24 protein-coding genes are annotated in these 22,594 nt (G+C 66.8%); 11 read left to right on the top strand and 13 right to left on the bottom strand.

Annotation, left to right across the window (positions count from 1 at the left end):
* Positions 1-18: 18 nt before the first annotated feature.
* The 3 genes from IBX22_RS19075 to IBX22_RS19085 all read left to right on the top strand — a co-directional run bounded on the left by IBX22_RS19075 (position 19) and on the right by IBX22_RS19085 (position 1,477).
* Entirely contained in the window at positions 19-900 is an 882-nt protein-coding gene (locus IBX22_RS19075; RefSeq protein WP_194816887.1) for an oxygenase MpaB family protein, read from the top strand.
* Between the two features lie 74 nt (positions 901-974).
* Positions 975-1,223 carry a type II toxin-antitoxin system Phd/YefM family antitoxin gene (locus IBX22_RS19080; protein WP_194816888.1) on the top strand — a complete coding sequence of 83 codons (249 nt, stop codon included), beginning with the start codon at positions 975-977 and terminating at the stop codon, positions 1,221-1,223.
* On the top strand, positions 1,220-1,477 hold the full coding sequence (locus IBX22_RS19085; RefSeq protein WP_194816889.1) for a Txe/YoeB family addiction module toxin: 258 nt from the start codon (positions 1,220-1,222) through the stop codon (positions 1,475-1,477). The genes IBX22_RS19080 and IBX22_RS19085 overlap by 4 nt, the downstream gene beginning before the upstream one ends.
* A 17-nt stretch (positions 1,478-1,494) precedes the next feature.
* On the opposite strand, the gene IBX22_RS19090 is transcribed toward IBX22_RS19085, so the two are convergent.
* Positions 1,495-2,835, bottom strand: coding sequence for a serine hydrolase (locus IBX22_RS19090; RefSeq protein ID WP_194816890.1), 1,341 nt, complete (start codon positions 2,833-2,835; stop codon positions 1,495-1,497).
* A gap of 40 nt (positions 2,836-2,875) precedes the next feature.
* Positions 2,876-4,126, bottom strand: coding sequence for an APC family permease (locus IBX22_RS19095; RefSeq protein WP_194816891.1), 1,251 nt, complete (start codon positions 4,124-4,126; stop codon positions 2,876-2,878).
* Between the two features lie 321 nt (positions 4,127-4,447).
* Between IBX22_RS19095 and IBX22_RS19100 the strand changes: the two genes are divergently transcribed.
* A complete protein-coding gene (locus tag IBX22_RS19100; protein ID WP_194816892.1) occupies positions 4,448-5,542 on the top strand; it encodes a tetratricopeptide repeat protein in 1,095 nt (364 codons plus the stop codon).
* Positions 5,529-6,791 carry a 26S protease regulatory subunit gene (locus IBX22_RS19105; RefSeq protein ID WP_228538868.1) on the top strand — a complete coding sequence of 421 codons (1,263 nt, stop codon included), beginning with the start codon at positions 5,529-5,531 and terminating at the stop codon, positions 6,789-6,791. The genes IBX22_RS19100 and IBX22_RS19105 overlap by 14 nt, the downstream gene beginning before the upstream one ends.
* Here the strand turns inward: IBX22_RS19105 and IBX22_RS19110 are convergent.
* Together IBX22_RS19110 and IBX22_RS19115 are read right to left on the bottom strand one after the other, a co-directional pair.
* Positions 6,788-7,018 (bottom strand): hypothetical protein, encoded by a 231-nt coding sequence (locus IBX22_RS19110; protein ID WP_194816893.1) that lies wholly within the window; start codon positions 7,016-7,018, stop codon positions 6,788-6,790. The genes IBX22_RS19105 and IBX22_RS19110 overlap by 4 nt on opposite strands.
* A complete protein-coding gene (locus IBX22_RS19115; RefSeq protein WP_194816894.1) occupies positions 7,015-7,383 on the bottom strand; it encodes a hypothetical protein in 369 nt (122 codons plus the stop codon). The genes IBX22_RS19110 and IBX22_RS19115 overlap by 4 nt, the downstream gene beginning before the upstream one ends.
* A 220-nt stretch (positions 7,384-7,603) precedes the next feature.
* Between IBX22_RS19115 and IBX22_RS19120 the strand changes: the two genes are divergently transcribed.
* The 3 genes from IBX22_RS19120 to IBX22_RS19130 are packed head-to-tail and all read left to right on the top strand — an operon-like array spanning position 7,604 to position 12,398.
* Entirely contained in the window at positions 7,604-10,456 is a 2,853-nt protein-coding gene (locus IBX22_RS19120) for a tetratricopeptide repeat protein (RefSeq protein WP_194816895.1), read from the top strand.
* A 38-nt stretch (positions 10,457-10,494) separates the two neighbouring features.
* Entirely contained in the window at positions 10,495-10,941 is a 447-nt protein-coding gene (locus IBX22_RS19125) for a Fur family transcriptional regulator (RefSeq protein ID WP_194816896.1), read from the top strand.
* Complete coding sequence (locus tag IBX22_RS19130) at positions 10,938-12,398, top strand: catalase (RefSeq protein WP_194816897.1); 1,461 nt, start codon at positions 10,938-10,940, stop codon at positions 12,396-12,398. Before IBX22_RS19125 ends, IBX22_RS19130 begins: the two co-directional genes overlap by 4 nt.
* A gap of 108 nt (positions 12,399-12,506) precedes the next feature.
* Here IBX22_RS19130 and IBX22_RS19135 read toward each other — a convergent pair whose 3' ends face one another.
* From IBX22_RS19135 to IBX22_RS19155, 5 genes are all read right to left on the bottom strand, one after another.
* Positions 12,507-12,932, bottom strand: coding sequence for a hypothetical protein (locus IBX22_RS19135; protein WP_194816898.1), 426 nt, complete (start codon positions 12,930-12,932; stop codon positions 12,507-12,509).
* A 570-nt stretch (positions 12,933-13,502) separates the two neighbouring features.
* Complete coding sequence (locus tag IBX22_RS19140; protein WP_194816899.1) at positions 13,503-14,735, bottom strand: FAD-dependent monooxygenase; 1,233 nt, start codon at positions 14,733-14,735, stop codon at positions 13,503-13,505.
* A 108-nt stretch (positions 14,736-14,843) separates the two neighbouring features.
* The gene (atzF, locus tag IBX22_RS19145; protein ID WP_194816900.1) at positions 14,844-16,562 is read right to left on the bottom strand and encodes an allophanate hydrolase; all 1,719 of its coding nucleotides are present in this window, start codon (positions 16,560-16,562) and stop codon (positions 14,844-14,846) included.
* Entirely contained in the window at positions 16,559-17,257 is a 699-nt protein-coding gene (locus tag IBX22_RS19150) for a GntR family transcriptional regulator (protein WP_194816901.1), read from the bottom strand. The genes atzF and IBX22_RS19150 overlap by 4 nt, the downstream gene beginning before the upstream one ends.
* 78 nt (positions 17,258-17,335) lie before the next feature.
* Positions 17,336-17,851, bottom strand: a complete 516-nt coding sequence (locus IBX22_RS19155) for a GNAT family N-acetyltransferase (RefSeq protein WP_194816902.1) — start codon at positions 17,849-17,851, stop codon at positions 17,336-17,338.
* 54 nt (positions 17,852-17,905) lie between these two features.
* Here IBX22_RS19155 and IBX22_RS19160 point away from each other — a divergent pair, with 54 nt between their 5' ends.
* A complete protein-coding gene (locus IBX22_RS19160) occupies positions 17,906-18,520 on the top strand; it encodes a hypothetical protein (RefSeq protein ID WP_194816903.1) in 615 nt (204 codons plus the stop codon).
* Positions 18,521-18,526: 6 nt separating this feature from the next.
* Here IBX22_RS19160 and IBX22_RS19165 read toward each other — a convergent pair whose 3' ends face one another.
* From IBX22_RS19165 to IBX22_RS19180, 4 genes are all read right to left on the bottom strand, one after another.
* Entirely contained in the window at positions 18,527-19,534 is a 1,008-nt protein-coding gene (locus IBX22_RS19165) for a Fic family protein (RefSeq protein ID WP_228538869.1), read from the bottom strand.
* A gap of 219 nt (positions 19,535-19,753) precedes the next feature.
* Positions 19,754-20,335, bottom strand: coding sequence for a carboxymuconolactone decarboxylase family protein (locus tag IBX22_RS19170; protein ID WP_194816905.1), 582 nt, complete (start codon positions 20,333-20,335; stop codon positions 19,754-19,756).
* Entirely contained in the window at positions 20,335-20,667 is a 333-nt protein-coding gene (locus IBX22_RS19175) for a hypothetical protein (protein ID WP_309234678.1), read from the bottom strand. Before IBX22_RS19175 ends, IBX22_RS19170 begins: the two co-directional genes overlap by 1 nt.
* 63 nt (positions 20,668-20,730) lie before the next feature.
* Entirely contained in the window at positions 20,731-21,363 is a 633-nt protein-coding gene (locus IBX22_RS19180; protein WP_194816906.1) for a TetR/AcrR family transcriptional regulator, read from the bottom strand.
* Between the two features lie 130 nt (positions 21,364-21,493).
* On the opposite strand from IBX22_RS19180, the gene IBX22_RS19185 reads away from it, so the two are divergent.
* Together IBX22_RS19185 and IBX22_RS19190 are read left to right on the top strand one after the other, a co-directional pair.
* Positions 21,494-21,940, top strand: coding sequence for a hypothetical protein (locus IBX22_RS19185; RefSeq protein ID WP_194816907.1), 447 nt, complete (start codon positions 21,494-21,496; stop codon positions 21,938-21,940).
* 62 nt (positions 21,941-22,002) lie between these two features.
* A complete protein-coding gene (locus IBX22_RS19190; RefSeq protein ID WP_194816908.1) occupies positions 22,003-22,569 on the top strand; it encodes a hypothetical protein in 567 nt (188 codons plus the stop codon).
* Positions 22,570-22,594: the final 25 nt, after the last annotated feature.

Here is a 22,594-nt window from a genome sequence, read left to right on the forward strand (position 1 = left end):
TGAATTAGGAGTGCGCCCATGACCGGACTCGCCGAAGCGTCCGATCTCGCGGAACTGCCCGGCCTGCCCAAGGATTCGCTGACCGCCCGGTGGGCCGCGGACTGGCGGCTGATCCTGCTCGCCCCGAGCGCACTGCTGCTGCAGGTCGCGCACCCGGTGATCGGTTCGGGCGTAGCCGAGCACTCGATCTTCAAGACCGACCCGATCGGCCGCTTCGATCGGTCGTATTGGCCGACGCTCGCACTTGCCTTCTACGGCGACGACACCGCCGCCTACGGTCGTGACATCAAGGCGATGCACAAGCCGATCGGCGGCATCGACCACGCGGGCCGCAAGTATCACGCATGGGAACCCGAGGCCTACTTCTTCGTGCTGGCCACCGGCTATTTCGCCAGCGAGATCGCCGCCACGCGGTTCGGTCCCGGTCTCACCGCGGCCCAGCGGGTGGAGTTGTACGACGGGTGGCGGCGGATGGCCTTGCTGGCCGGACTGCCGGAACGCGCTGTGCCCCAGGACCTGCCCAGCTTCGAGTCCTGGTTCGACGCCGTCCTGCGGGACCGCCTCGAACACCATCCGAGTGTCGGCGACGTCCTCGTGACGATGTCGAAACCTCCAGTCCCGCAGCCGATCCCGGCGTGGCTGTGGAAGCTGGTGATGTGGCGGATCGTCGGCCCACTCGCCTGCTGGGTGAACACCGGCGTCCTGCCGGACGTCGCGCGCCAACGCCTGGGTCTGACCTGGACCGACCGTGACGAGCGCCGACTGAACCACTTCGCCACCCTGGTCCGCGCCGTCGACAAGGTGCTGCCGCGGCCGGTCCGCGAGATCACCCGCGTAGTGGCGCTGCGGCGCAAGGCGGAAATTATGCGCAACGTCCGCCGGGCCGCCGATGCGGTGTGACGCCGCGATGCATCGTGGCTACCAAGAGCCCGTGCGCGCTGGTACCGTATTTGGTACCAGTGAGTGGAGGAGTTATGGCAGCGGCAATTACTGCGAGCGAAGCGCGTAAGAACCTATTTCCACTGGTCAAGATGGTTAACGAGAATCACGATACGGTAGAGATCGTCTCGAAGGCGGGGAATGCTGTGCTGATGTCCAAGGATGACTACGACGCTTTGCTCACTACCGTCGAGTTGTTGAGCGGGCCCGATGGCGCACGTCTACGCCGGTCGATCGAGGAGCTCGAAGGTGGTGGCGGCACCAGCCGCGAGCTCATCGAATGAAGCTCATTTTCTCGGAAGTCGCTTGGGAGGAATACACCGCTTGGCTCCAGCGCGACCGCACCGTGCTGAAGAAGGTCAACGTGTTGATCAAGGCGATACTTGCCGACCCGTTCGAAGGGATCGGGAAGCCGGAGCCCCTCAAACATGACCTCGCCGGGTATTGGTCACGGCGAATCACGCAAGAGCATCGGAGTGTGTACAAGGTGGTCGACGGTGCGATCTGGATTGCCAAGGTCGGCAAGCACTACGAGTGACGGTGTCGGCCAGGCGGTTAGCGGATTCCGGGGGTGCGTGGGTCGGGGCCGAGGCAGACCAGGACCGCGCAGCCGGGTGGGGCGTCGGTAAACGGCGGTGCCAGTGGGTAATTCAGGCAGGCGAATACGTTGCAACCGGGGTAGGCGGAGGGTCCGATACCGAATACCGCGAGCAGGATGCCGGTGTCGAAGTAGCGGCTCGGGTCGATGCGGATCGGGGGTTCGAGGTAGGGGCCCGGATCGGTGGTTCCGGGGAAGGCGGCCAGCAGTTTCCGGAAGAACTCGTGCGGCAGTTCCTCGAAGTTCTGCAGGATGCCCTGCAAGCCGTAGTTGGTGACGTTGCCGAAGACGCCGGTCCACATCACCGTGAGATCCAGGCTCGGAATGAAGAAGACGTTCTGCAGGCCCAGTCCGGACATCGCATACGAGTCCGCGGGCAGGTAATCCGGTATCTCCGCGCACCCGGCGCCGAGCCAGAACAGGTAGCCATAACAGCGGTTGGCGGCGGAGGGGGAGAGCGCTCTCGCCAGATAGTCCTTCGACAGAATTTGCTGTCTGCCCCAGCGCCCTTCGTTGTGGACCAGCAGCCCGATCTTGGCGAAATCGTTGGGCGGGATCGTCAGGTGCGCGTACCCGTAGGTGTGTCCGGCGCGGTCGCGGGCCCAGTAGTAATCACTCGGCGGAATTCCGAGCGGATCGAATAGCTCGCGCTGCGCGAACTGCTGCAGCGGCTCGCCCACGGCCAATTCGATTACATACGAGAGCAGATCGACATTGCGCTGGCTGTAGCTGAACGCCGCGCCCGGCGGATTGTCCAGCGGCACACCGAGCGCCTGCACGGCGCTGTTCGGATCGACCGGGATGACCCCGGTGATGCCTTCGGTGAAAACACCGACTCGCATTCCGGATGTTTCGGTGAGCAGGTTCTCCACGGTGATCGACCGTCTGAGCTCATCGCCGAGCCCCTCCGGTAGGTATCGGCCGATCGGCGCCTCGATATCGAGCTTCTCTTGATCCCAGGCGATTCCGGCGAGCATCGAAACCACGCTCTTGGTGGAACTCCAGATATTCCACGCCACATTGCCGCTCTGATCGTTTGTCGGTCCTTCCCCGATCAGGCAGTTGTGGCGAAAGACTTGCACATTGAACCGGTTTCTTCCGGCCGCGAACTCCAGCGCCTCTTGCAGGGGCGCCGAATCCATCCCGACCTGCTCAGGTCTGGCGCGTTGCGGATCGCGGTCGGAAGTTACCGCGCAGCGTGTCTCGGCGGGCGCGGCCTGCGCGCTCGGCGTGAGAACACTGCCCGCCACCAGCGAAACCGCCGCGAACCCAGTCAGGAATCCACCGAAGCGCCCCATAGTGATTGAGGCTAACGGGTAAGGACCCCTCCACGAGGGATTACTCCGTCGTCCCGGCGCGCTTTTGGCGCACGAAGTACCAACCGGCTCCGACCGCGAGAACTGCCAGCCCGGCGAGTACGGAGCTGAATGGCAGACAGAATCCGACGACCACGCATCCGGCGGCACCGACAATCGTCACCCAGCGGGCCGGGCGGTTCTCCGCCGCGCTCAATGTGGCGGCCGAAACATTGGCGACCAGGTAATAGGCCAGCACGGTGAACGACGAAAAACCGATAGCCGCACGCAGATCGAAACTCGCCGCGACAACGGCAACGACCACCCCGACCAGCAACTCGGCCCGGTGTGGCACGCCGAAGCGCGGATGTACCGCGGCCAGCGCACCGGGCAGCCAGCGGTCGCGAGCCATGGCCAGCAGGACCCGCGAGACCCCGAGGATCAGTGCGAGCAGCGACCCGGTCGCGGCGAGCACCGCGCCCACCCGCACGACCGGCGCCAATTCCGGTGCGCCCGCGGCGGATACCAGCCTGGCCAAGGGGTCGGCCCCGGCGGCCAGCCCGGCGGACCCGAGTGTGCTCAATGCCGCCACCGCCACCAGCGCATAGATCGCGAGCGCCAGCCCCAAACCGATCATGATGGCGCGCGGGATGGTCCGCCGCGGCTCGCGCACCTCCTCACCGAGTGTCGCGATCCGCGCGTACCCGGCGAACGCGAAGAACAACAGCCCCGCCGCCTCCAGCACACCGCGCGGGCCGATCCGGTCGGGCAGAGCCGTTGCCGCCGAATGATTTCCGAACAGCCCGGTGCCGACCACCACAACCAGCACACCGAGCACGACCGCGACAATGATGCGGGTAGCCAGCGCCGACTTCTGCACCCCCGAGTAGTTCAGCGCGGTGATCGCCACGACGGCGGCGACCGCGACCACCCGCGAATGTTCCGGCCAGGCATAGCTTCCTACCGTCAACGCCATCGCCGCACACGATGCCGTCTTCCCGACGACGAAACCCCACCCCGCCAGATATCCCCAGAACTCGCCGAGTCGCTCCCGCCCGTACACATAGGTCCCGCCCGACACCGGATACAGCGCCGCCAGCCGCGCCGACGCGGTCGCGTTGCAGTAGGCGAGCACCGCCGCGATACCGAGCGCGAGTAGCAACCACGATCCGGCCGCACCCGCCGCCGGCGCCAGCGCCGCGAAGATCCCGGCGCCCACCATCGACCCGAGCCCGATCACCACCGAGTCCCCGAGGCCGAGCCGGCGCGCCAACGCTTCGCTGTGTGCAGTCACTTCAGCAGCATGGCCGGAGACGACGAACGCCGCCAGGCGGGGGGCACCTGGCGGCGTCGCGATCAAAAGCCGACGTCCCACAAGCGCCTCTCGGCGGGTGGTCGCTCGAAGCGACGAATGGGGTGCGGCCCGGGGCTGTCCGGACGCCGACAGTCAGCTACAACGAGGGCCCCGGAGGAACTATTCCGCCCCCGGACTGTGGCCCGGCTCACCGCTTGTGACCAGCGGAAACGATTCGGTATCGGAATCGGCGAGAACTCGTACCGCTCGGTCTGCAAATTTAGGATCGCGGAGGTCGGCAACCCGAGACGAGGTGGTCTGGTGATCGAGCGACCGGTGGCGAGCACGCGCTTTACGCGGGCCATCCACCTGGAACAGCTCGGCCGGTACGCCGATGCCCGCAAGCTGCTGGCCGAGGAGCTGGCCAGCGATCCGGACAACGCGACCGCCGCCGCCTACCTGGCCGACTCGTGCCTGTCACTGGGCGACTTCCGGGCCGCCGCGGCCGCCGCCGACGCGGCGCTGCGCGTCGAACCGGATTCGGAGTTCGGGCTGCGCGCTCGGGCCCTCGCCCGCAACGCGCTGGGCGAAGCGGGGGCCGCCGAGTCCGCGGCCCGGCGCGCCGTCGAGCTCGGCCCGGATTCGGCCGCGAATTTCCGGGTGCTCGCGGCCGTCACCCGATCCGATCCGGAGGTGGCGCTGCCCGCCATTCAACGGGCGCTGGAATTGACCCCCGAGAACGCGAACCTGCATTGGCTGCGCGGATCGATTCTGCTCCAGCAGAGCAAGGCGGGCATGCGGACAGCCGGGCAGGCCGCAGCCGCGTTCAGCCGGGCCCTGGACATCGACCCGGAGCACCCGGCCGCCGCGCATGATCTGGCCATCGTGCGGCTGCGGTCGGGACGGCTGGGCGCGGCGGCCGACGGACTGCTGCGCGTGGGCGAGCTGGATCCGGCGGCGATGGGTCCGCTGGTCCGCCGCAATATCGGACTGGTGGTTCACCGTGCGCTGGTGCGCCTGCACCTGCTGATGTTCCTGGTCGTCGGTGCGGTACTGCTGTTCGGCGCAGCACCGGAGACCTCCGGATCCCGGACGCTCGACATCGTGACCGGCCCCGGCCGGCTGATCGGCCTCGCCGGACTGGCGGTGGTGGTGGCTGTAGTGATCTTCGGTCTGCGTTCGGTACCGCGCAGGCAGTGGCCGAGTGTCTGGTCGGTCTTTCGGACCGATGTGGTCTCGATCGCGCGAGTGCTGCTGCTCGGCGCGATCTTCCTGCTCGTGCTGCTCGCCATCGGGACCGGCTCGGCCGATCCGATCGGCGTCGCGATGCCCTGCGTCGTATTCGGAGCGCTGGCTTTGCAATTCCTGCGCTGGATCATTCGATCTGTGAAGGAGAGACGTCATGCCCCGGCCTAACGACGACCCGGTTCTGACGGAAATGCTCGCCGCACTGGACCGCAGCCCCGAAGTGATCGCGCTCCGGCTGCGCGTCATCGAATTACTGGTCGAGCGCGGCCAGTTCACCGAGGCGCTCGCGCAGTGCGGTGCGGCGCTCACCCAGGAACCCGGAAATGCCCAGGCGCTGGGGCTGCTACAGCAGTGCACCATCGCCCTGGCCGGCAACTCGGCCGGCGCGCTGCCGGGTTCGTCCGGGAAACGCGATGCGGCAACGGCGGATCTCGACGAGTACGACTTCTGGGCTGCCGCCGAGGAACAGGTCGGCGACATCATCGCCCCGGCGTTCGTCGATTCCGGTCCGGCCGAATTCGCCACCGACCGTGATGCGGGCACCGTGGAGAAGTCCGGGGTCACCCTCGCCGATGTCGGCGGCATGGACGAGGTGAAACGCCAGCTCGACCTGGCCCTGCTCGGCCCGCTCCGAAATCCCGCGCTGGCCCAGGCTTTCGGAACCTCCGCCCGCGGCGGTCTGCTGCTGTACGGGCCGCCCGGCTGTGGCAAGACCTTCCTCGCCGCGGCCGTGGCCGGTGAGCTCGGCGCGAACTTCTATCCGATCGAGATCGCCGACATCCTCGATATCTACACCGGAGCCAGCGAACGCAACCTGCACAGCGTCTTCGAGGTGGCCCGCCGCAACGCCCCGTGCGTGCTGTTCCTCGACGAACTCGACGCCCTCGGGCACAAGCGCGGCCAGATGTCCGCTTCGGCCACCATGCGCACGGTGGTGAATCAGCTACTCACCGAGCTGGATTCGGCCACCTACAGCAACGACGGCGTCTACGTGCTCGGCGCCACCAACCATCCCTGGGACGTCGACGTAGCCCTGCGCCGCCCCGGCCGCTTCGACCGGATGATCCTGGTCGGCCTGCCCGACGCGACCGCCCGCACCTCGATCCTGCACTACCACCTGCGCGACCGCCCGGTCAGTGGCGTCGATCTCGCCGCCCTCGCCCACCACACCGACGGCTTCTCCGGCGCCGACCTGGCCCACCTGTGCACCTCGGCCACCCAGCTGGCCATGGCCGACTCCATCCGCACCGGCGAGGTCCGCCCAATCACCATGGGTGACCTGGAGGCGGTCCGTGCCGACATCAAGCCCAGCGCCGGCGCCTGGTTCGAATCCGCCAGGAACGTGGTCGAATTCGCCAACGGCGACGGCACCTACGACCAGCTCGCCCGCTACATGCGAGGTCGCAAGCTGCGCTAGGCCGGATGCGTTTCCGACGGCCGCGGGTTACAGAACATCACGCACTCCCCGGGCGCGATGGTCTTCGTGATTTCCGGTGCGCCGGCCTCGCCGAACTCCACGCCGTGGACGTAGGCCAGCACCGCGATGGCGAGCATGATCATGCCGGTGATCGCGTAGACCACCCGCACGGCGTACTCCTCGCGGATCGGGATGGAGATGACCAGCGGCCCGAGAATGACGATCACCGGCCCGCTCCGCTCGTTTCGGTCAACCGGCGTGTGACTTCGGCTGCGGCGCGGGATATTTCGCGGCAACCGGTGCAGGCCCGCAGGGCGAGGACACACATGACGTCGAGCAGCGTGACTCCGAGCTCGGCCGCCCGCAGCTGCGCGACCTCCCGGTCCAGCGGCTGTGCGGGTGAAAGCTGCTCCAGCAGAATCATTTCCGCCAGCACGATGCCGGACAGTGCTTGTTCGCGGGTGAATCGGAGGCTGGTGGGCAGGTAGGACAGCACCCACCCGCCTCGGCCCGGCTCGGGTAGATCGACCCGGAACGCCACCTCCAAAGCCACGTCGCTCGTGATGAGCCACTCCATTTCGGTGATCGCCATCGCGTGCCCCCCTTTCTGTTTCGCCGCCGACGAGGGTGCAGTCGTCGACTGATCTCATGGTGACAAGCGCGGGGTGCATTCAGCGATCCCAGCAAACACAGAGATTTCATGGCTAACAGCAGCGCCTTGACCAGCGGAAATACCGCTGGTACCCAGGAAATATCACAACCGTCGTCCGGAATTTCCGGCGCGGGGCCCGGTTTGGTGAAAGGGCACTGCCATGCGCACTGGTGAGAGCGGCCGCGGCGGTTACGGCGCCGAGGATCGCAGGCGGGTCCGGGAGACCTTTCTCGGCCTCGGACTGGCCGGGCACGAGCTGCTGGAGCCGCTGGTCGCCGAGTTCCGGCAGGGCGGATGCCGGCCCCGGCTGGCGTGGCGGCACGCCAATGAACTCACCCAGTCCGCGGTGGCCGAACGCTACAACGAGATCGTCGGCGGGCACGCGATGAAGGCGAGCCGGGTCTCGGAATACGAGGCCTGGCCGCACGGGCGCAGCGCCGTCCGGCCGACCGTGAGCGTCCTGAAAACCCTTGCCGCCATTTACCGTACGACCTGGGACGAGCTGATCGACGTCGCCGATATCGGCGCCATGCCGGAGGCGGAGCGCCATGAGCTGCGCAACGCCTGGGCCAAGCGCGCCGAGAGCCGGCTGACCATCTCGGCCGCCGGTGACCTGCCCGCCGAGGTGCCGCATTTCACCGGTCGCGAGGCGGCGAAATGGGCGCTGCACGACCGGGTGATCGGGCATCTGCACGGCCGCCTGTCCGCGGTGCACGTCATCGACGGGCCGCCCGGCATCGGTAAGACGGTGCTGGCCCGCTACGCGCTGGCGGCCTTCGCCCGGCATTTCCCGGACGGTCCGCTCTGGTTCGACCTGCACGGCCACACCGTGGGCCGCGAGCCGCGCGAACCCGACGAGGTGCTGTCCCGGCTGCTGGTGGAGATCGGGGTGCCGCCGGAGAGCATCGAGGTCGACCCGGGGGCCCGGCCCGCCCAGTGGCGCAACGCCATGAAGGCGCGCCGGATGCTGCTCGTGTTCGACAACGTGCTCGACAGCGATCAGGTGAAACCGCTGCTCCCGCAAGCAGATGGGTGTTTCGTGCTGATCACCAGCCGGGCCAAGCTCACCGGGCTGGCCGGTTCGTCGCCGCTGCATCTGGACCCGCTGTCGGCCGCCGAAGCCGAGCGTCTGCTGGTCCGGCTCGCGGATCTGCGGCCGGGTTACGACGCCGCGGCGGTGCGCCAGATCCTGGAGACCTCGGGGGGTGTGCCGATGGCGATCCGATTGATCGCCGGTCAGATCGCCCATCACGGTGAGGAACTGCTGGCCGACAGCGCGCTCGAGTTCGCGGCACTCACGCAGCGGCTGAAACAGTCTCCGGCCCAATATGTTCTGGGCGAATCCGCCGCCCAGGACATCATGGAATGGTTCAGCGCCGAGGGTGAGTCGATGCTCGCGGCCTACGAGGTGTCCTATCGACGGTTGCGAGACCCCGCGCAACGCCGGGCATTACGTCTGCTCGGCTGGTACCCGGGCCCGGAAATCTCGGCCGACACCATCATCATGGCCGTCGCGGTCAACGGTGCCGAGGCGAAAGTCTTGCTGCGCAAGCTGTTCGAAGCGGGGTTCCTGGAATATTCGCGGACTCGCCGCACCGGCGGCCGCCGCTATCGCATGCACGATTTGACCCGCCTCTTCGCCAGACTCCATGCCGAGCAAGAGGATTCACCCTCCGACCACGCCGCTGTCCTGGGCCGTTTGATCGGCGGCAACCTGGCCTTCGCCCGGCAAATGAGCACGCCGAAACAGCCAGGCCCCGGGGTCGGCGCGCGTCATGCCTATCCGGAGGACGCGGCGGCCTCGGCCGAATACGCCCAAGCCGAGGAATGGCTCATGGCGGAACGGGAGAACCTGCTCGCCTGCATCGACGCGGCGCCGTTCACCGCCGAGACCGCGGAGCTGGCCCGGCGGCTCGCGCCCGCGCTGTGGGGGTTGAGTTACTGGGCCGACGCACACTGGCTCTACGACAAGGCGCTGCAGGTCGCACGTCGTATCTCCGACCGGCGCACCGAGACCGGCGTGCTGCTGGAGCTGGGGCGGATCGATCAGATCGGCGGCCTGTACAAACCGGCCCGGACCGCCTTCCAGCGGGCCTTCGACATCGCGGTCGAGCAGGACGACACGCACCGGCAGGCCGAGGCGATGTGTGAACTCGGCCAGACCGCGTGGCTGACCGGTGATCACAGTGGCGCGGAATGGTTCTACAACAAGGCGCTGCGGATCGCCTGCGACGTCGGATATCGCGAGGCCGAATGCGACGCCCGCAACGGTCTGGGGCACGTCGAACGGCTGGCCTGCCATTACGGTGTGGCGCGACAGCATTTCCAGAAGGCGGGCGAGATCGCCGACGCCATCGGCGATCGCGTCCGGGCGGCCTCGGTGCTGTGGGGGTACGGCGAGGTGGTCCGCCGGATGGGCGACACCGACACCGCGCGCCGGGTTTACACCGACGCGTTGCGGATCGCCCGCCAGTTCAATCACCCACGGACCCAAGGTGATGCGCTGCGCGGGCTCGGGCACGTGGCGCGCTACGTGGGGGACTGGGAGGCCGCGCGGCGCTACTACAGCGACGCGCTGGAAATGGCGGTGCGGATCCGGGATCGGCACGGCGAGGCCTGGGCGCTCTGGGGGCTGGGCAACGTGGAGCGCAACGGGTCGGAATTGGCTACGGCGCGAATGCGTTTCGGCGCCGCCCACGACATCGCCGTGGAGCTGAACCTGACCCTCGGCCAGGTCGACATTCTGCGCGGCATCGGCCATATCGAACTGGAACAGGGCAACCACGACGAGGCCCGCCGCCGCTATGCCGACTCGCTGCGGGCGGCCGAGCGGATCAGCGACCGGCACGGCCGGGCGGACGGTTTGCGCAGCCTGGGGGAGGTGCACGCCGCCACGGGCAACATCGCCGAGGCGCGGGCGTGCCTGACCGAGTCCATGGAGCTGTTCGAGGCCATCGGCGTGCCGCTGGTCTCAGAGGTGCGTGCCGCACTGGATCGACTGGATAAACTCTAATTCTTGACTAATTCCAGAAAAGCCTCCACGATGGGTTCATGCACACCACCGGCACCGACCCACGCGAGTGGTTGCGGCACGCGGGCCTGCGGGTCACCGCGCCGCGGCTGGCCGTGCTGCGTGCCGTCGCGGACCGGCCGCATTCCGATGCCGACACGGTGGCGGTCACCGTGCGGGAAGCGCTCGGGTCGGTGTCCACGCAGGCCGTCTACGACGTGCTCCGGGCCTGCGTGCGCGCCGGGATCCTGCGGCGCATCGAGCCCGCGGGCTCGTCCGCGCTGTACGAGACCCGAACCGGTGACAACCATCACCACCTGGTGTGCAGGAACTGCGGCACGGTCGCCGATGTCGACTGCGCTGTGGGATCAGCCCCCTGCCTGACCCCAGTGGACGCCCACGGATTCGTCGTCGACGAAGCCGAGGTCGTGTTCTGGGGCACTTGCCCAACCTGTCAAAGTTCAAAAGCCGAGGAGGCTTTCGCATGATCAAGCCGACAACCACGAACACCGGCACCCCGGTCCCCAGCGACGACGAGTCCCTCACCGCGGGCGCGCAGGGCCCGATCCTGCTGCACGACCACTACCTGATCGAGAAGCTCGCGCACTTCAACCGCGAGCGGGTGCCGGAGCGCGTCGTGCACGCCAAGGGCTCGGGCGCCTACGGCGAGCTGGTTGTCACCAACGACGTCAGCCGCTTCACCAAGGCCAAGCTCTTCCAACCGGGCGCGCGCTCGGAGTCGCTGGTGCGTTTCTCGACTGTCGCCGGTGAGCAGGGCAGCCCCGACACCTGGCGCGATCCGCGCGGTTTCGCGGTGAAGTTCTACACCGAAGACGGCAACTACGACATCGTCGGCAACAACACCCCGGTGTTCTTCATCAAGGACCCGATCAAGTTCCCCGATTTCATCCACTCGCAGAAGCGCCTGCCCGGCAGTGGTCTGCGCGACCACACCATGCAGTGGGATTTCTGGACCCTGCGCCCGGAGACCGCGCACCAGGTGACCTGGCTGATGGGTGACCGCGGCATCCCGAAGACCTACCGGCACATGGACGGTTTCGGTTCGCACACCTACCAGTGGATCAACGCCGAGGGCGAGCGCTTCTGGGTGAAATACCACTTCAAGACCGATCAGGGCATCGAGTTCCTGACCCAGGCCGAGGCCGACACCCTGGCCGGTTCCAGCCCCGACCACCACCGCAAGGACCTCTACGAGGCCATCGAGCGCGGCGACTTCCCGAGCTGGACCCTCAAGGTTCAGGTCATGCCGGTCGCTGAGGCGGAGTCCTACCGCTTCAACCCGTTCGACCTGACCAAGGTGTGGTCGCAGAAGGATTACCCGCTGATCGAGGTGGGCCGCTGGACGCTGAACCGCAACCCCGGCAACTTCCACGTCGACATCGAGCAGGCCGCCTTCGCGCCGTCGAATCTCGTTCCGGGCATTGGTTTCTCGCCGGACAAGATGCTGCTCGGCCGCGTCTTCGCCTACGCCGACGCGCACCGCTACCGCATCGGCGTCAACCACCACGAGCTGCCGCCGAACCGGGCCAAGGCCGCCGAGGTGAACTCCTACTCCAAGGAGGGCGCCATGCGTTTCGGCTACAACGACGCCAGCGTCCCGGTCTACGCCCCCAACTCCTTCGGCGGCCCGCACGCCCAGCCGCATCAGGCCCCCGACGGCGGCGCCTGGGACTTCGACCCCACCATGCTGCGCGCCGGCTACATCCAGCACCGCGAGGACAACGACTTCGCCCAGGCCGGCACCCTGGTCCGCGAGGTCCTGAACGACGACGAGCGCGACCGCCTGGTAGCCAACGTCTCGGGCCACATCCTCGGCGGCGTCCAGGAACCCATCCTGTCCCGCGTCTTCCAGTACTGGAAGAACGTCGACGCCGACCTCGGCAAGCGCATCGAGGTAGCAGTCCGCGAGGGCCTCGAGGGCTGACCTCCGGCAACACCCAACTGAATAACTGAACCCCCCAGGTCGGGGAGGTGCGTGTCCACCCAGGTCGCACCTCCCCGACTTTTGTCTACCCAGGGGGCGGGTGGGCAATCATGGGATCACGCGGCGGGCGCGGAGGCCGGCGCTGCCGATGGCGAGAGCGGCCGTGATCTCGAAAATGGCTGCGAACCAAGAGAATCCGGTGACCTTCGCCGAGGCAGGTGGGTTGATGAAGCTGTCACTGAAGGGGCCGAACCAGTCCGGGAAGAGATGGACCAGGGTGAAGCCGATCGCGCTGGCGAAACCGACCAGGATGGCGGCGGGCGGGGCCCAGCGGTGGCCGGTGGCCACCAGCGCGATGGTGATGACGGCCGCGAACATCTGGATGGTGCCCAGGGCCATGACGGTGGAGGACACCGTGTCCATGCCGCGGCGTAGGTGATCGTAGCCGTGCACTACCAGCGCGACCGCGAAGATGGCTGTGGCCCAACGTAACGCGGGAACTGGTTCGGTCCGGGTGGTGGTGGGGTGAGTCATGGCGACGCCAATCGGGCGGAGTGCGAATTGTCTACGACCGAGTGTAGTAGAAGGGCCGCCGTAATGCGGGGATTCCCGCGGTCCTAGAGCAGCCCCCACCAATAGAGCAGGCAGGCAAGGACCCAGACCACCACGGTTTCCATCGACTTTCCAATCCTCGTTGGTGCACCGACCTCCATCATCCGCCATGAGCCGTCGGTGCGTCGATGATTGGTCCTCTACCTGCATTTTTGGTCGTACAAGTTCTTCTTAAGACCCCACTAAGGCCGCGGTTGCAAAGTTGTCTCAACGCCGGAGCACAGCCACCAACCGGGGGTGGGGGATCCGGGACCCGGCCTGTCTACGAGGGGTGGCAGGCCGGGTCGCGGAGGTAAAGCCAACCGGGCCGGTGCACGAGGGGTGACCGGCCCGGTCGGTTTTTACCGGGCAGTACTCAGTGGCTCTTCCGGGAGCTGATCGGCGCCGCGCCGCTGCCGAAGGTAACCATTCGGGGTGCGCCGACGATCCCACCCACGGGTATGGGCGGGCCGATCACGAGGGGTGACCGGCCCGCCCAGCGGTTCAGAATTGTCAGACCGCCTGCACGGAGTAGTCCGGCAGGTCGTAATCCTCGGTCGAACTCATCATCTTGATCATCAAGGGCCGCAGCGGCTTCCAGAGCATCAGCTTGGTCATGGCCTGGCCGGCGCGGATGCCGAAGCGCGTCATCGGCGTCATCGCCTTCAGCCCGCCCGGGGGCAGGTCCCGCGACTTCGCGACGAACGGCCCCATCACTTCCTGGTAGCGGACCAGCGCCTGCGGCAGATCGCCTGTGTGCGCGGCGATCTCACCGGCCAGCACGTAGGCGCCGGTGATGGCCATCGCGGTGCCCTGCCCGGCCAGCGGCGAGCCGCAGAAGGCCGAATCGCCGAGCAGCACCACCCGGCCCTCCGACCAGCTCGGCAGGTCGATCCGGGCCAGCTCGTCGAAGTAGAAGTCTTGGGCCTGCGCCATTTTCGCGACGATGGTGTCCGCTTCCCAGCCGCCCCCGGCCAGCTTTTCCCGGATCAACTGCTGCTGGGCGGCGATATCCCGGCGCAGCGCGGGGTCGGCGCTGGTGCGGATGGTGATGATCGCCTTGCAGGTCGCCGGGTCGTTGTCGGGCCGAATCCCGATCATGGCGCCGCCGACCATCGAGTGCATGGAGAACCAATGCGGCTCCAGGCCGGCGGGCGTGGGCATGGTGAAGAAGGACATGTAGCCGCCGAGGTAGGTGCTGAACTCCTCCTCGGGTCCGAAGGCCAAGCGGCGGGTGGCCGAGTGCAGGCCGTCCGCGCCGATGACGAGGTCGTACCGCTCGGTCGCGCCGGAGCCGAAGGTGACGTCCACGCCGTCCGCGTCCTGCTCGATCGCGGTGATCCACTCGCCGTAGCGGTAGTCGACTCCGCCCGCCGCCTCGAGCTCGTCCAGCAGCACCTGGTTCAGATCGCCTCGGGTGATCTCGATTTCGGCGACGGCGCCCTTGCCGTCGAAGGCCTCCATGTCCATCCGCAGGATTTCCGCGCCCTCGGCGTCGAGGTAGATCAGGCCGCGCTCGTCCATCTGGTGCTTGCGGATGCCGGGCATCAGGCCCATCCGCTCGGCGACCTCGCCGCTGGCGCCGCGCAGGTCGACCGACTGCCCGCCGGGCCGGGGAGCGGTGGCGCGCTCGACCACGGTGGCGCGGATGCCGGCCCGGAGCAGTTGCAGCGCAACGGCATTGCCACCGATGCCACCGCCGGAAACGAGGATGCGGGGCTGGGTGGTGGAGTGGTCGGCGTTCATTTGCGGTCCTCTTTGTTAGAGCGAATGTCTTAGACATATGTCTAACAGAGGTCTTGCACATTTGTCTAGTACAAATGTTTAAGACGGTCGTTTGTCGAGGTCAGAGGTCTAGTTCCGGTTCTGCGAGAAGGCCTTCCATCCGCCGTAGGCGGTGATGTCGGTAGCCGCCTGCGCGGCATCGAAGGTGCAGGCGAAACCGATGACCTCGCGCCCGTCCGCCAGGTTGATGCTGGTCAGCGCCATCGGTGCGGGCAACGCGGCAAGAAAGCTCCCGAGGCCCGCGGGCGAGACCCGGAACAGTTCGCCGAGGATCGGTGCACCCAACCCCGGTCCGTGGCGAACCAGGCCCGGCTTCGGCGGCACGGTATCGAGGGCGGTGAGACGGTAGGCATCGGTCGTGCGGATCTCCCCGGCGAAGCGGGCGCCGATCTGCTCCAGTTGCCAGTGCAGCGGCTGGCCGCGCAGATGTGCGCCGAAAACTGCTAGATCCACACCCTGATCGATCAAAGCTGGGGCTTCGGACCCGGTGACGCGAGCTGCGATATCCACCGCGACCTGATCGGCGAACGCGGGTACCACCACCATCACCCCGAAGGGTTTGCCGTCGGCGGTGGGCGCGCCGGGCACGGCCACGGCGGCCATATCGAGCAGATTGCAGAAATTCGTGTAGGTGCCCATGCGACGGTTGATGCCGAACGGATCCGCCTGTACCGCAGTGATACTCGGATGTTCGGTGGTGGTCGGCAGGAGTAGTCCGTCGAACCCGGCGAGGAGTTCGAGCGCGGCCACCCGAGCCTTGGCCAATGTGTCCAGGTCCTGGGCGAAGCCGGGCCCGGTGGTCGCGCGGGCCGCGCCGATGATGGCTGCGACCGTGGGATCGGCTCCGGCCGGTGCCGTGTCGAGGAACGCGCCGACAGCGGCATAGCGCTCGGCGACGATGGCGCCGTCGTACAGGAGCCGGGCGGCATCGAGCAGGCTTGAGATGTCCACTTCCTCGGTGGTAGCCCCCGAATCAGCCACGGCAGCAAGGGTGTTCGTGAACGCTTCGCGATAGGACGGATCGAGTGCGGTGAGGTCCGCACCGCGGGGCACAGCAAGACGCGGGACTTGTGGCGCGGCGAGCCGGACATCGGCCGGCCACGCACGGCTGCGCGGATCCCGGGCTTCGGGACCCGCCATGATCGCGGCGGCCGCAACCGCCCGATCCAGATCGGCGGCGAACACCGTGACGGCGTCGTAGTCGACGCACGCCGGTACGACACCGTGCGCGGGGATGATTCCCAGTGAGGCCTTGATGCCGACAATGCCGTGCAACGCCGCCGGAACGCGCCCGGAACCGGCTGTGTCCGTGCCGATTCCGATATCCGCGAGTCCGAGCGCCACGGCCACCGCCGACCCCGAGCTAGACCCACCGGAGATCAACTCGGGATGCTGCGCATGCCGCACCGCGCCGTAGGGGCTGCGGGTACCGACCAGGCCGGTGGCGAACTGATCGAGATTCGTCTTGCCCAGCACCACCGCGCCTGCCGTCACCAGCCGCTCGATTGCGGCAGCGGAAACGTCCGCGGTGTAGGCGAATTCAGGACAGGCGGCGGTAGTGGGGAGCCCTGCCACATCGATGTTGTCCTTCACCGCCACCAAAGTGCCTGCCAACGGCAGCGATTCACCGTCGGCCAGTCGGCGTTCGACTGCCGCGGCGTCGGCGGTGACATCGGCTTCGGCCCGAAGCGTGATCCAGACCTCGGGCCGATCCACCTCGGCGATACGCCGATAGGCGGCAGCTACTCGCTCGGTGGGGGAGAGGTGCGGTGTCGTGCCCGCGGTCATTTGTCCTCCATCGACATCGCCGCCATCGCCCGGGTGACCCGATCCAGCACCACATCGAGCGACTCCCCGATATGCCGGTGCAGCAGCTGATAAGCCAGTGGAAGATCCTGTGCCAGAACAGCGTCCAGGATCGCCAGGTGTTCGGTGATGGTGGTTTCGATCCGGTTGTTGACCATGAAGTCGTACATCCGCACATGCCGGATCCGGGAGTTCACCGACTCCAGCGACCGCACCAGCTCCGCATTGCCCGCCGAACGCAGCAGCGTGACATGGAATTCCTCGTCCCGCACCACGAAACCCGGCTCCTGCTCCGGCGGATCGGCGCGCAACGCCAGCCATGCCGCCCGCTCAGCGGTGAGCAGCTCTCGATCGTGCTGGATCGCCGGATTGTTGATGGCCCGCTGAATCCCGCCCAGTTCCAGTGTGATTCGCAGTTCGTAGAGGTCCCGGATCAGCGGAATGCTGGGCCGCACCGGGCTGAATCCGTACTCCTCACGCCGCAGCAGCCCGTCCGAGCACAGCACCGTCAGCGCCTCCCGGATCGGCGTCCGCGAAATCCCGAACCGCGCCGACAGTTTCGGCTCGGTCAACCGCTCCCCGAACTTGATGTCCCCGTTCATCAGCTCGCCGCGCAGGGTCTCGTACACCACATCCCGCAGCGGCCGCCCGGCCGTTGTAGCCATCCGTGTCGACATGGGTGTATACGCTATTGACCTCGCGTTTCTACAAGATCGCCATAGGTAAGCAGCGGGTTAAACTCCGCTCACAAACGCTCAGTCGATCCCGAAAGGCGCCGCGTAGCGGACCTTTCCGCTGGGCAGCGGCCGATCGGCATCCAGCGTCAGCGCCATCAGCGCCTCATCCGGCACCTCGAAACTCACACTGATCCCGTGCTCGGAAGCCCGATCGAACCCGAACCGCGGGTAGTACTCCGGATGCCCGAGCACGACTATCGCGTGCTCGCCCAGCTTCGCGGCGGCATCCAACGCCGCCCGGATCGCCGCCGACCCCGCCCCCGTCCGCTGATACTCCGGCAGCACCGAACACGGCGCCAGACACAGCGCCGGCGCCGCCCCGATATGGCACCGCGTCAGCAACGCATGCCCCACCGGCGTCCCATCCGGCAACGTGCTCACAATCGACAACCCCTCGATCCAAGCCGAATCCGCGCGCAACGCGTCGACCAGATCGGCCTCCTCCGGCGTATCGAAGGCGGCGAGCACGATCTCCCGGACCGCGGGAATGTCCGTTGCGGTCTCAACGCGGGTGGGCCAGTCGCGAACAGTCATCCGAACAACTTAATTCAGCCCCCCGCCGGCCGCGGGGAGGTTCACCATCGATGAATGCAAGAGTTGGAAAGCGAACTGCGACAACATCTGATCACCCTGGCGACGCTCTCGACCATCGAAGAAGCCGAACGAGTCCGCCACGAAGTGGTCGCCCGCCACGACGAGGCCCAAGCGTTGGACACCAACGTCGAAGCCCAATGGGCCGTCCGCCGCCTGTACGACTACGTGAACTGGCGCAGCAGCGCCACCCTGATCCACGGCATCGAATCACTAGAACGCGAACAAACCGAGCTTGACCGAGCCCTACTGACGGTCCTCGACAAGGTACGGCACGCCGATGCCCCGGAAACTCTCGAGGATCTCCGCACCGACCTCACCGAACTACGAACCCGAATCCAGCAACTCGACCCCGCCGCCGACCAAGCAACAGCCCTCCGCGGCCTACTCGGCTACACCGACACCACAATCCGCACCGCACTCGAACAATCCCGTCCGGCGGAGCAAGAGAACAAGGCCGAGCGGCTGAGCGGGACCGCGCAAGCGATTATGGACGTGCTAACCCGGACGGTCGAAGAGGATCGGCAGCACGAACAAGATCGGCAGGCCGAACAAGCTCAGCAGGTCAGCGCGGTCGCGCGATCCCATACCCAGTACCGCAGCCGGTGGTGACGCGTACTACGGCATGAGCAATTCAGCTCTGAGCGTCGGGTAGGGATCGTTGATCTTTCGCGGAACATCCTCCCGCAGGGCGGCTTTGAGCTCCAGCAAGTTCCTCCCCGCGACGTAGTGCCGAGTGTTGGTCGCGCCGCGCGCGGCGAGCAATTCCAAGTCGGTGAGGGCTTTCAGATCGCGTGTAGCGGTGCGCTCGTCGACGTCGGCGCGGGTCGAATAGCTGTGCCGCCGAATGCGGAAACCGATCAACGCGTCGTAGAGCGCGTCAGAGACGCGATCGGGCAGTTTGTGCGCGGCGACGAGCTGATCGAGCCGAGCCCAGGCTTCCTCGGTCCGCCGCATGCGCCCTTCGACGGTCTGGGCTTGGATGTCGTGGGCGCGCAGATTGAACTTGAGCCACAACCGGGCATCGTGTTCCGGAGACCACCGTCCCAGCCCCGACCGCGCCAGCACCCGGTAGTAGTCCTCGGTGTTCGCACCGAGCCATTCCTCGATACTGCAGAACGGGGGTTCGGCGAGGCCGCCGCGCGAAACCATGAGTGTTTGCAGGGCCCGGGCCATCCGCCCGTTTCCATCGCGGAACGGATGAACCATCACCAGATTCAGATGCGCCATCGCTCCGGCGACAATCGGTTCGGTACCGGTGCTGAGAGATTCGGCTAATTCGGTCATCAATCCCGGGACCATTTCCGAACCCGGCCCCTCATAGACCGTGTCCCCGGTCGTGTCGTCCCGTACGTAGATCGGCCCGGTGCGGTACTGCCCGGGGCTCTTCTGCAGATCGTGGCCAAGCATCATGAAATGCAGTGCCTTGATGGTGGATTCGTCGATCGCCGCGCCGCCCTGCGCCACGGTCAGCACATAGCCGAGGGCCTGCCGGTAGCCGCGGATCTCGGCGAAGGTGCGTTCGTCGGCCGTGAGGGCTTCCTCGTAGTCGACGGCCGCGGCCGCATCGTCGGTCTCGACGACGTATCCCTCGATACTGTTCGAGCCGCGGATAGCGCGTGCCATCAAGTTCCGGCGCAACAATCCGGGCCAGCGCTTGGGCACTCGCATAGCCGAGGCCAGCGCATCCCGCCGCTGATAAATACGGCTGAGAACCACTTGATCCGTGGAATCGAGCTCGGGTGTCGCATAGAGCAAGAGCAGGCCTCCTTGTCTCGATGTCTCCAATCTTAGGACATAATTCGAAGAATTGTCCTTAGTTTTAGGACATCGAGACACGCGGGGCTATTGGTAGCCGCGTTTGAGCAGGTACTTCGCTCCTGAGTTGTAGCCCTCGGGGCTGAGTAGTTCGAAGCCGAAGGCGTCGGCGAGGCGGTCGGTGATGTTGAAGGCGGCGCAGACCGCCAGGGCGTCTTCGATTTGGGTGCGGGTGATGCCTGTGGACAGGACTTCTCGCATGTCTTCGGCGGTGACCGTTCCTTCTCGGGTCAGTTTGCCGAGCATCCGTAGGGTTGCGCGCAGTCCGTCGTCGATGGGGGCCGATTCGAGGTCGGCCAGGACCGCATGGACCTTCTTCTCGTCCTGGTATGCCTGGGCTGCGGTCGCGGTGTGCGCGCCGATGCAGAACGCGGTGGCGTTGATCTTCGATACGTAGGCCGCCATCAGTTCTCGGTCGGCTACCGACCAGGGGGAGGGGCCCCGCATTGCCTCGTGGGTGAATTTCTTCGACAGGTCGCCGTAGAAGTCGGGGCGATAGAAGACGAGTTTGGCGGCGTCCGGGACCGGCTGCCGGGAGAACAGCCGGATGAGGGCGAAGAGGGCTTTGGTTCCGGGACGGTAGCCGCTGTTGAGGATTTCGGGTCGCATCAGCCGGTCTCCTCGGTGGCCTCGGCCAGGGCGGCCAGGCCCGCGTCGTACAGCCGGGCGGACTGGCCCACCGCCGCGGATATCACGAGCTCGAACACCTGGTCCTCGCTGAAACCCGCCGCCGCGGCGGTGGCGAAGTCGTCGTCGGTTATCTCCGTCGGCTTCGTGGCCACCTTGTCGATCAGCGGCTGCAACGCAGGCGGGACATCGCTGTTGTGAAAGGCGCTGCGGCGCAGGTCCGGCGACGCCCTGCCCACCCCGTGCAGGATGCGGCCGACCAGCTCGCGGTGCGCGGCTCGCTTGTTGTTCTCCTGTGGCACAGCAGATTCCACGTGCCCAACGATAGGCGGGGATGGACCACCACACGGCGGATTCCTGCAACCACGGTCGGTTGTCTATGTGAGCGTTGGAGCCTTTGTCTGCAGGGCGTCGGGAATGGCGGCGAAGGCTTCGTGCAGGCGGGTGATAAGCGCGGACCGGCCGCCGGCACCGTCGGCGGCGACCCAGCCACGTCCGGCGATGCTCCAGGCCGTAGTGGTCAGCTCGGCGAGGATGCGGGGGCGCAGATCGCCGGAGGGCAGGGCAAGTTTGTCCGAAAGGTGTGCTGTCACTTCGGTTTCCACACCCGAGCGGGCGTAGTCGATGTAGCCGAGCAGGCTGGGGGCGGTCAGGATCAGGCTGCGTGTGGCGATGTAGCGCTCATCCCAGTCGTCGGGAAGCGCGGTTGCCGCGTCGGTGAGGATGTCGCGTAACGCGGTGAGGATCGGCCCGGTGAGATCAATAGCGGCGAGGGCCTGGAGATAGCCCGTCCAGAGCTCGGTCTCGGCCTCGACGGCCACGGCCTCCTTGGTGGGGAAGGCCCGGAAGAACGTGCTGCGCGAGACCTCTGCCGCCTCGACCAGTTCCTCCACGGTGGTGGCGGCGAAACCCTTCTCGGTGAACAGCGCCAGGGCGGCGTCGGCCAGGGCGCGGCGGGTGCGGATCCGCTTGCGTTCGCGCAGCGGCAGGGCGCGGTCGTCTGAAGGCATACCGAGATCCTAGCGTGCGAAGAACCTCAGGCTCGAAAGGAACTCAGATCAAATTGGTACTTGTGCACTTCTGGTACTTAGTGTCAGAATTGTTCACGACACCGAGCATCACCCGAACGAGGAGATCGCAATGAGCACCGCTACCGCCCCGACCACCCTGAACCCCTCGATCATCGGCCAGGCCGAGAAGCACCACACCGCGGTCCTGGCCCGCGCGCTGGCCGGCACCACCCTGGATGAGAAGCAGTGGATCGTGCTGAATCAAGCCCTTGCCGCCGGCGAGCCGGTCGAGCAGAGCGCCCACATCGCCCGGATCGCCGCAATGACCCAGTGGGCCCGCGCCGAGGTCGAAACCGCCCTGAACGCACTGCTCGCCAAGGGCCTGCTGGCCACCGCACCCCACGGACTGCTCGCGCCCACCGACACCGGCAAGGCCATGGTGAGCAAGGTTCGCACCGAATCCGGCGCGATCGTGGCCGCCGCCTACGGCGCGGTCCCCGCCGAAGATCTGGCCACCGCGGCCCGAGTCCTGGCCACCATCACCGCCCGCATGGCCCAGGAATTGGCCCACGCCTGAACCGAATTCGGCACGAGCGCCGTTGCGGGTTTCGTCCATCCACGTAGAAGAGGTTTCACGAAATGAACAGCAGAACTACCGTTGTCGGCGTAGCGGTCTCGGCCATCGGTGCGGCATTGCTGCTTACCGGCTGCGGTGGATCGCCCGCCGAGGCCGGACCGCCCGCGAGCAGCACTGTCGCCGCCGCGACCCCATCAGCTCCGGCCCCCGCCACCTTGACTCCCTCGATCATCGGCCAAGCCGAAAAGCACCACACCGCAGTGCTGACCCGTGCACTGACCGGCACCACGTTGGATGAGAAGCAGTGGATCGTGCTGAATCAGGCCACTGGCGAGCCGGTCGAGCGGGCCGCTCACATCAACCGGATCGCCGGATTGACCCAGTGGGCCCCTGCCGAGGTCGAAACCGCCCTGAATGCACTACTCGCCAAGGGTCTACTGGCGAACATGCCCCACGGCCAACTCGAGCCCACTACCGCAGGCAAGGACGTGGTGGGCAAGGTTCGCGCTGAATCCGGCGCGATCGTGGCCGCCGCCTACGGCGCGGTCGCACCCGAAGACCTGGCTACCGCGGCTAGAGTCCTGGCCACCATCACCACCCGCATGGCTGAGGAATTGACCCACGGCTGAACCGACAGATAATCGAACATATGTT

The sequence above is a fragment of the Nocardia sp. XZ_19_385 genome, from assembly GCF_015355755.1.
In the GTDB taxonomy this organism is placed as follows: Bacteria; Actinomycetota; Actinomycetes; order Mycobacteriales; family Mycobacteriaceae; genus Nocardia.

Coding starts and splice junctions, on each gene's coding strand:
- IBX22_RS19165 (WP_228538869.1), bottom strand. CDS start 19,534: ATGGCACGCGCTATCCGCGGCTCGAACAGTATCGAGGGATACGTCGTC.
- IBX22_RS19180 (WP_194816906.1), bottom strand. CDS start 21,363: ATGCCTTCAGACGACCGCGCCCTGCCGCTGCGCGAACGCAAGCGGATC.
- IBX22_RS19085 (WP_194816889.1), top strand. CDS start 1,220: ATGAAGCTCATTTTCTCGGAAGTCGCTTGGGAGGAATACACCGCTTGG.
- IBX22_RS19185 (WP_194816907.1), top strand. CDS start 21,494: ATGAGCACCGCTACCGCCCCGACCACCCTGAACCCCTCGATCATCGGC.
- IBX22_RS19150 (WP_194816901.1), bottom strand. CDS start 17,257: ATGTCGACACGGATGGCTACAACGGCCGGGCGGCCGCTGCGGGATGTG.
- IBX22_RS19120 (WP_194816895.1), top strand. CDS start 7,604: ATGCGCACTGGTGAGAGCGGCCGCGGCGGTTACGGCGCCGAGGATCGC.
- IBX22_RS19170 (WP_194816905.1), bottom strand. CDS start 20,335: ATGCGACCCGAAATCCTCAACAGCGGCTACCGTCCCGGAACCAAAGCC.
- atzF (WP_194816900.1), bottom strand. CDS start 16,562: ATGACCGCGGGCACGACACCGCACCTCTCCCCCACCGAGCGAGTAGCT.
- IBX22_RS19075 (WP_194816887.1), top strand. CDS start 19: ATGACCGGACTCGCCGAAGCGTCCGATCTCGCGGAACTGCCCGGCCTG.
- IBX22_RS19130 (WP_194816897.1), top strand. CDS start 10,938: ATGATCAAGCCGACAACCACGAACACCGGCACCCCGGTCCCCAGCGAC.
- IBX22_RS19125 (WP_194816896.1), top strand. CDS start 10,495: ATGCACACCACCGGCACCGACCCACGCGAGTGGTTGCGGCACGCGGGC.
- IBX22_RS19140 (WP_194816899.1), bottom strand. CDS start 14,735: ATGAACGCCGACCACTCCACCACCCAGCCCCGCATCCTCGTTTCCGGC.
- IBX22_RS19105 (WP_228538868.1), top strand. CDS start 5,529: ATGCCCCGGCCTAACGACGACCCGGTTCTGACGGAAATGCTCGCCGCA.
- IBX22_RS19090 (WP_194816890.1), bottom strand. CDS start 2,835: ATGGGGCGCTTCGGTGGATTCCTGACTGGGTTCGCGGCGGTTTCGCTG.
- IBX22_RS19155 (WP_194816902.1), bottom strand. CDS start 17,851: ATGACTGTTCGCGACTGGCCCACCCGCGTTGAGACCGCAACGGACATT.
- IBX22_RS19190 (WP_194816908.1), top strand. CDS start 22,003: ATGAACAGCAGAACTACCGTTGTCGGCGTAGCGGTCTCGGCCATCGGT.
- IBX22_RS19160 (WP_194816903.1), top strand. CDS start 17,906: ATGCAAGAGTTGGAAAGCGAACTGCGACAACATCTGATCACCCTGGCG.
- IBX22_RS19135 (WP_194816898.1), bottom strand. CDS start 12,932: ATGACTCACCCCACCACCACCCGGACCGAACCAGTTCCCGCGTTACGT.
- IBX22_RS19115 (WP_194816894.1), bottom strand. CDS start 7,383: ATGGCGATCACCGAAATGGAGTGGCTCATCACGAGCGACGTGGCTTTG.
- IBX22_RS19080 (WP_194816888.1), top strand. CDS start 975: ATGGCAGCGGCAATTACTGCGAGCGAAGCGCGTAAGAACCTATTTCCA.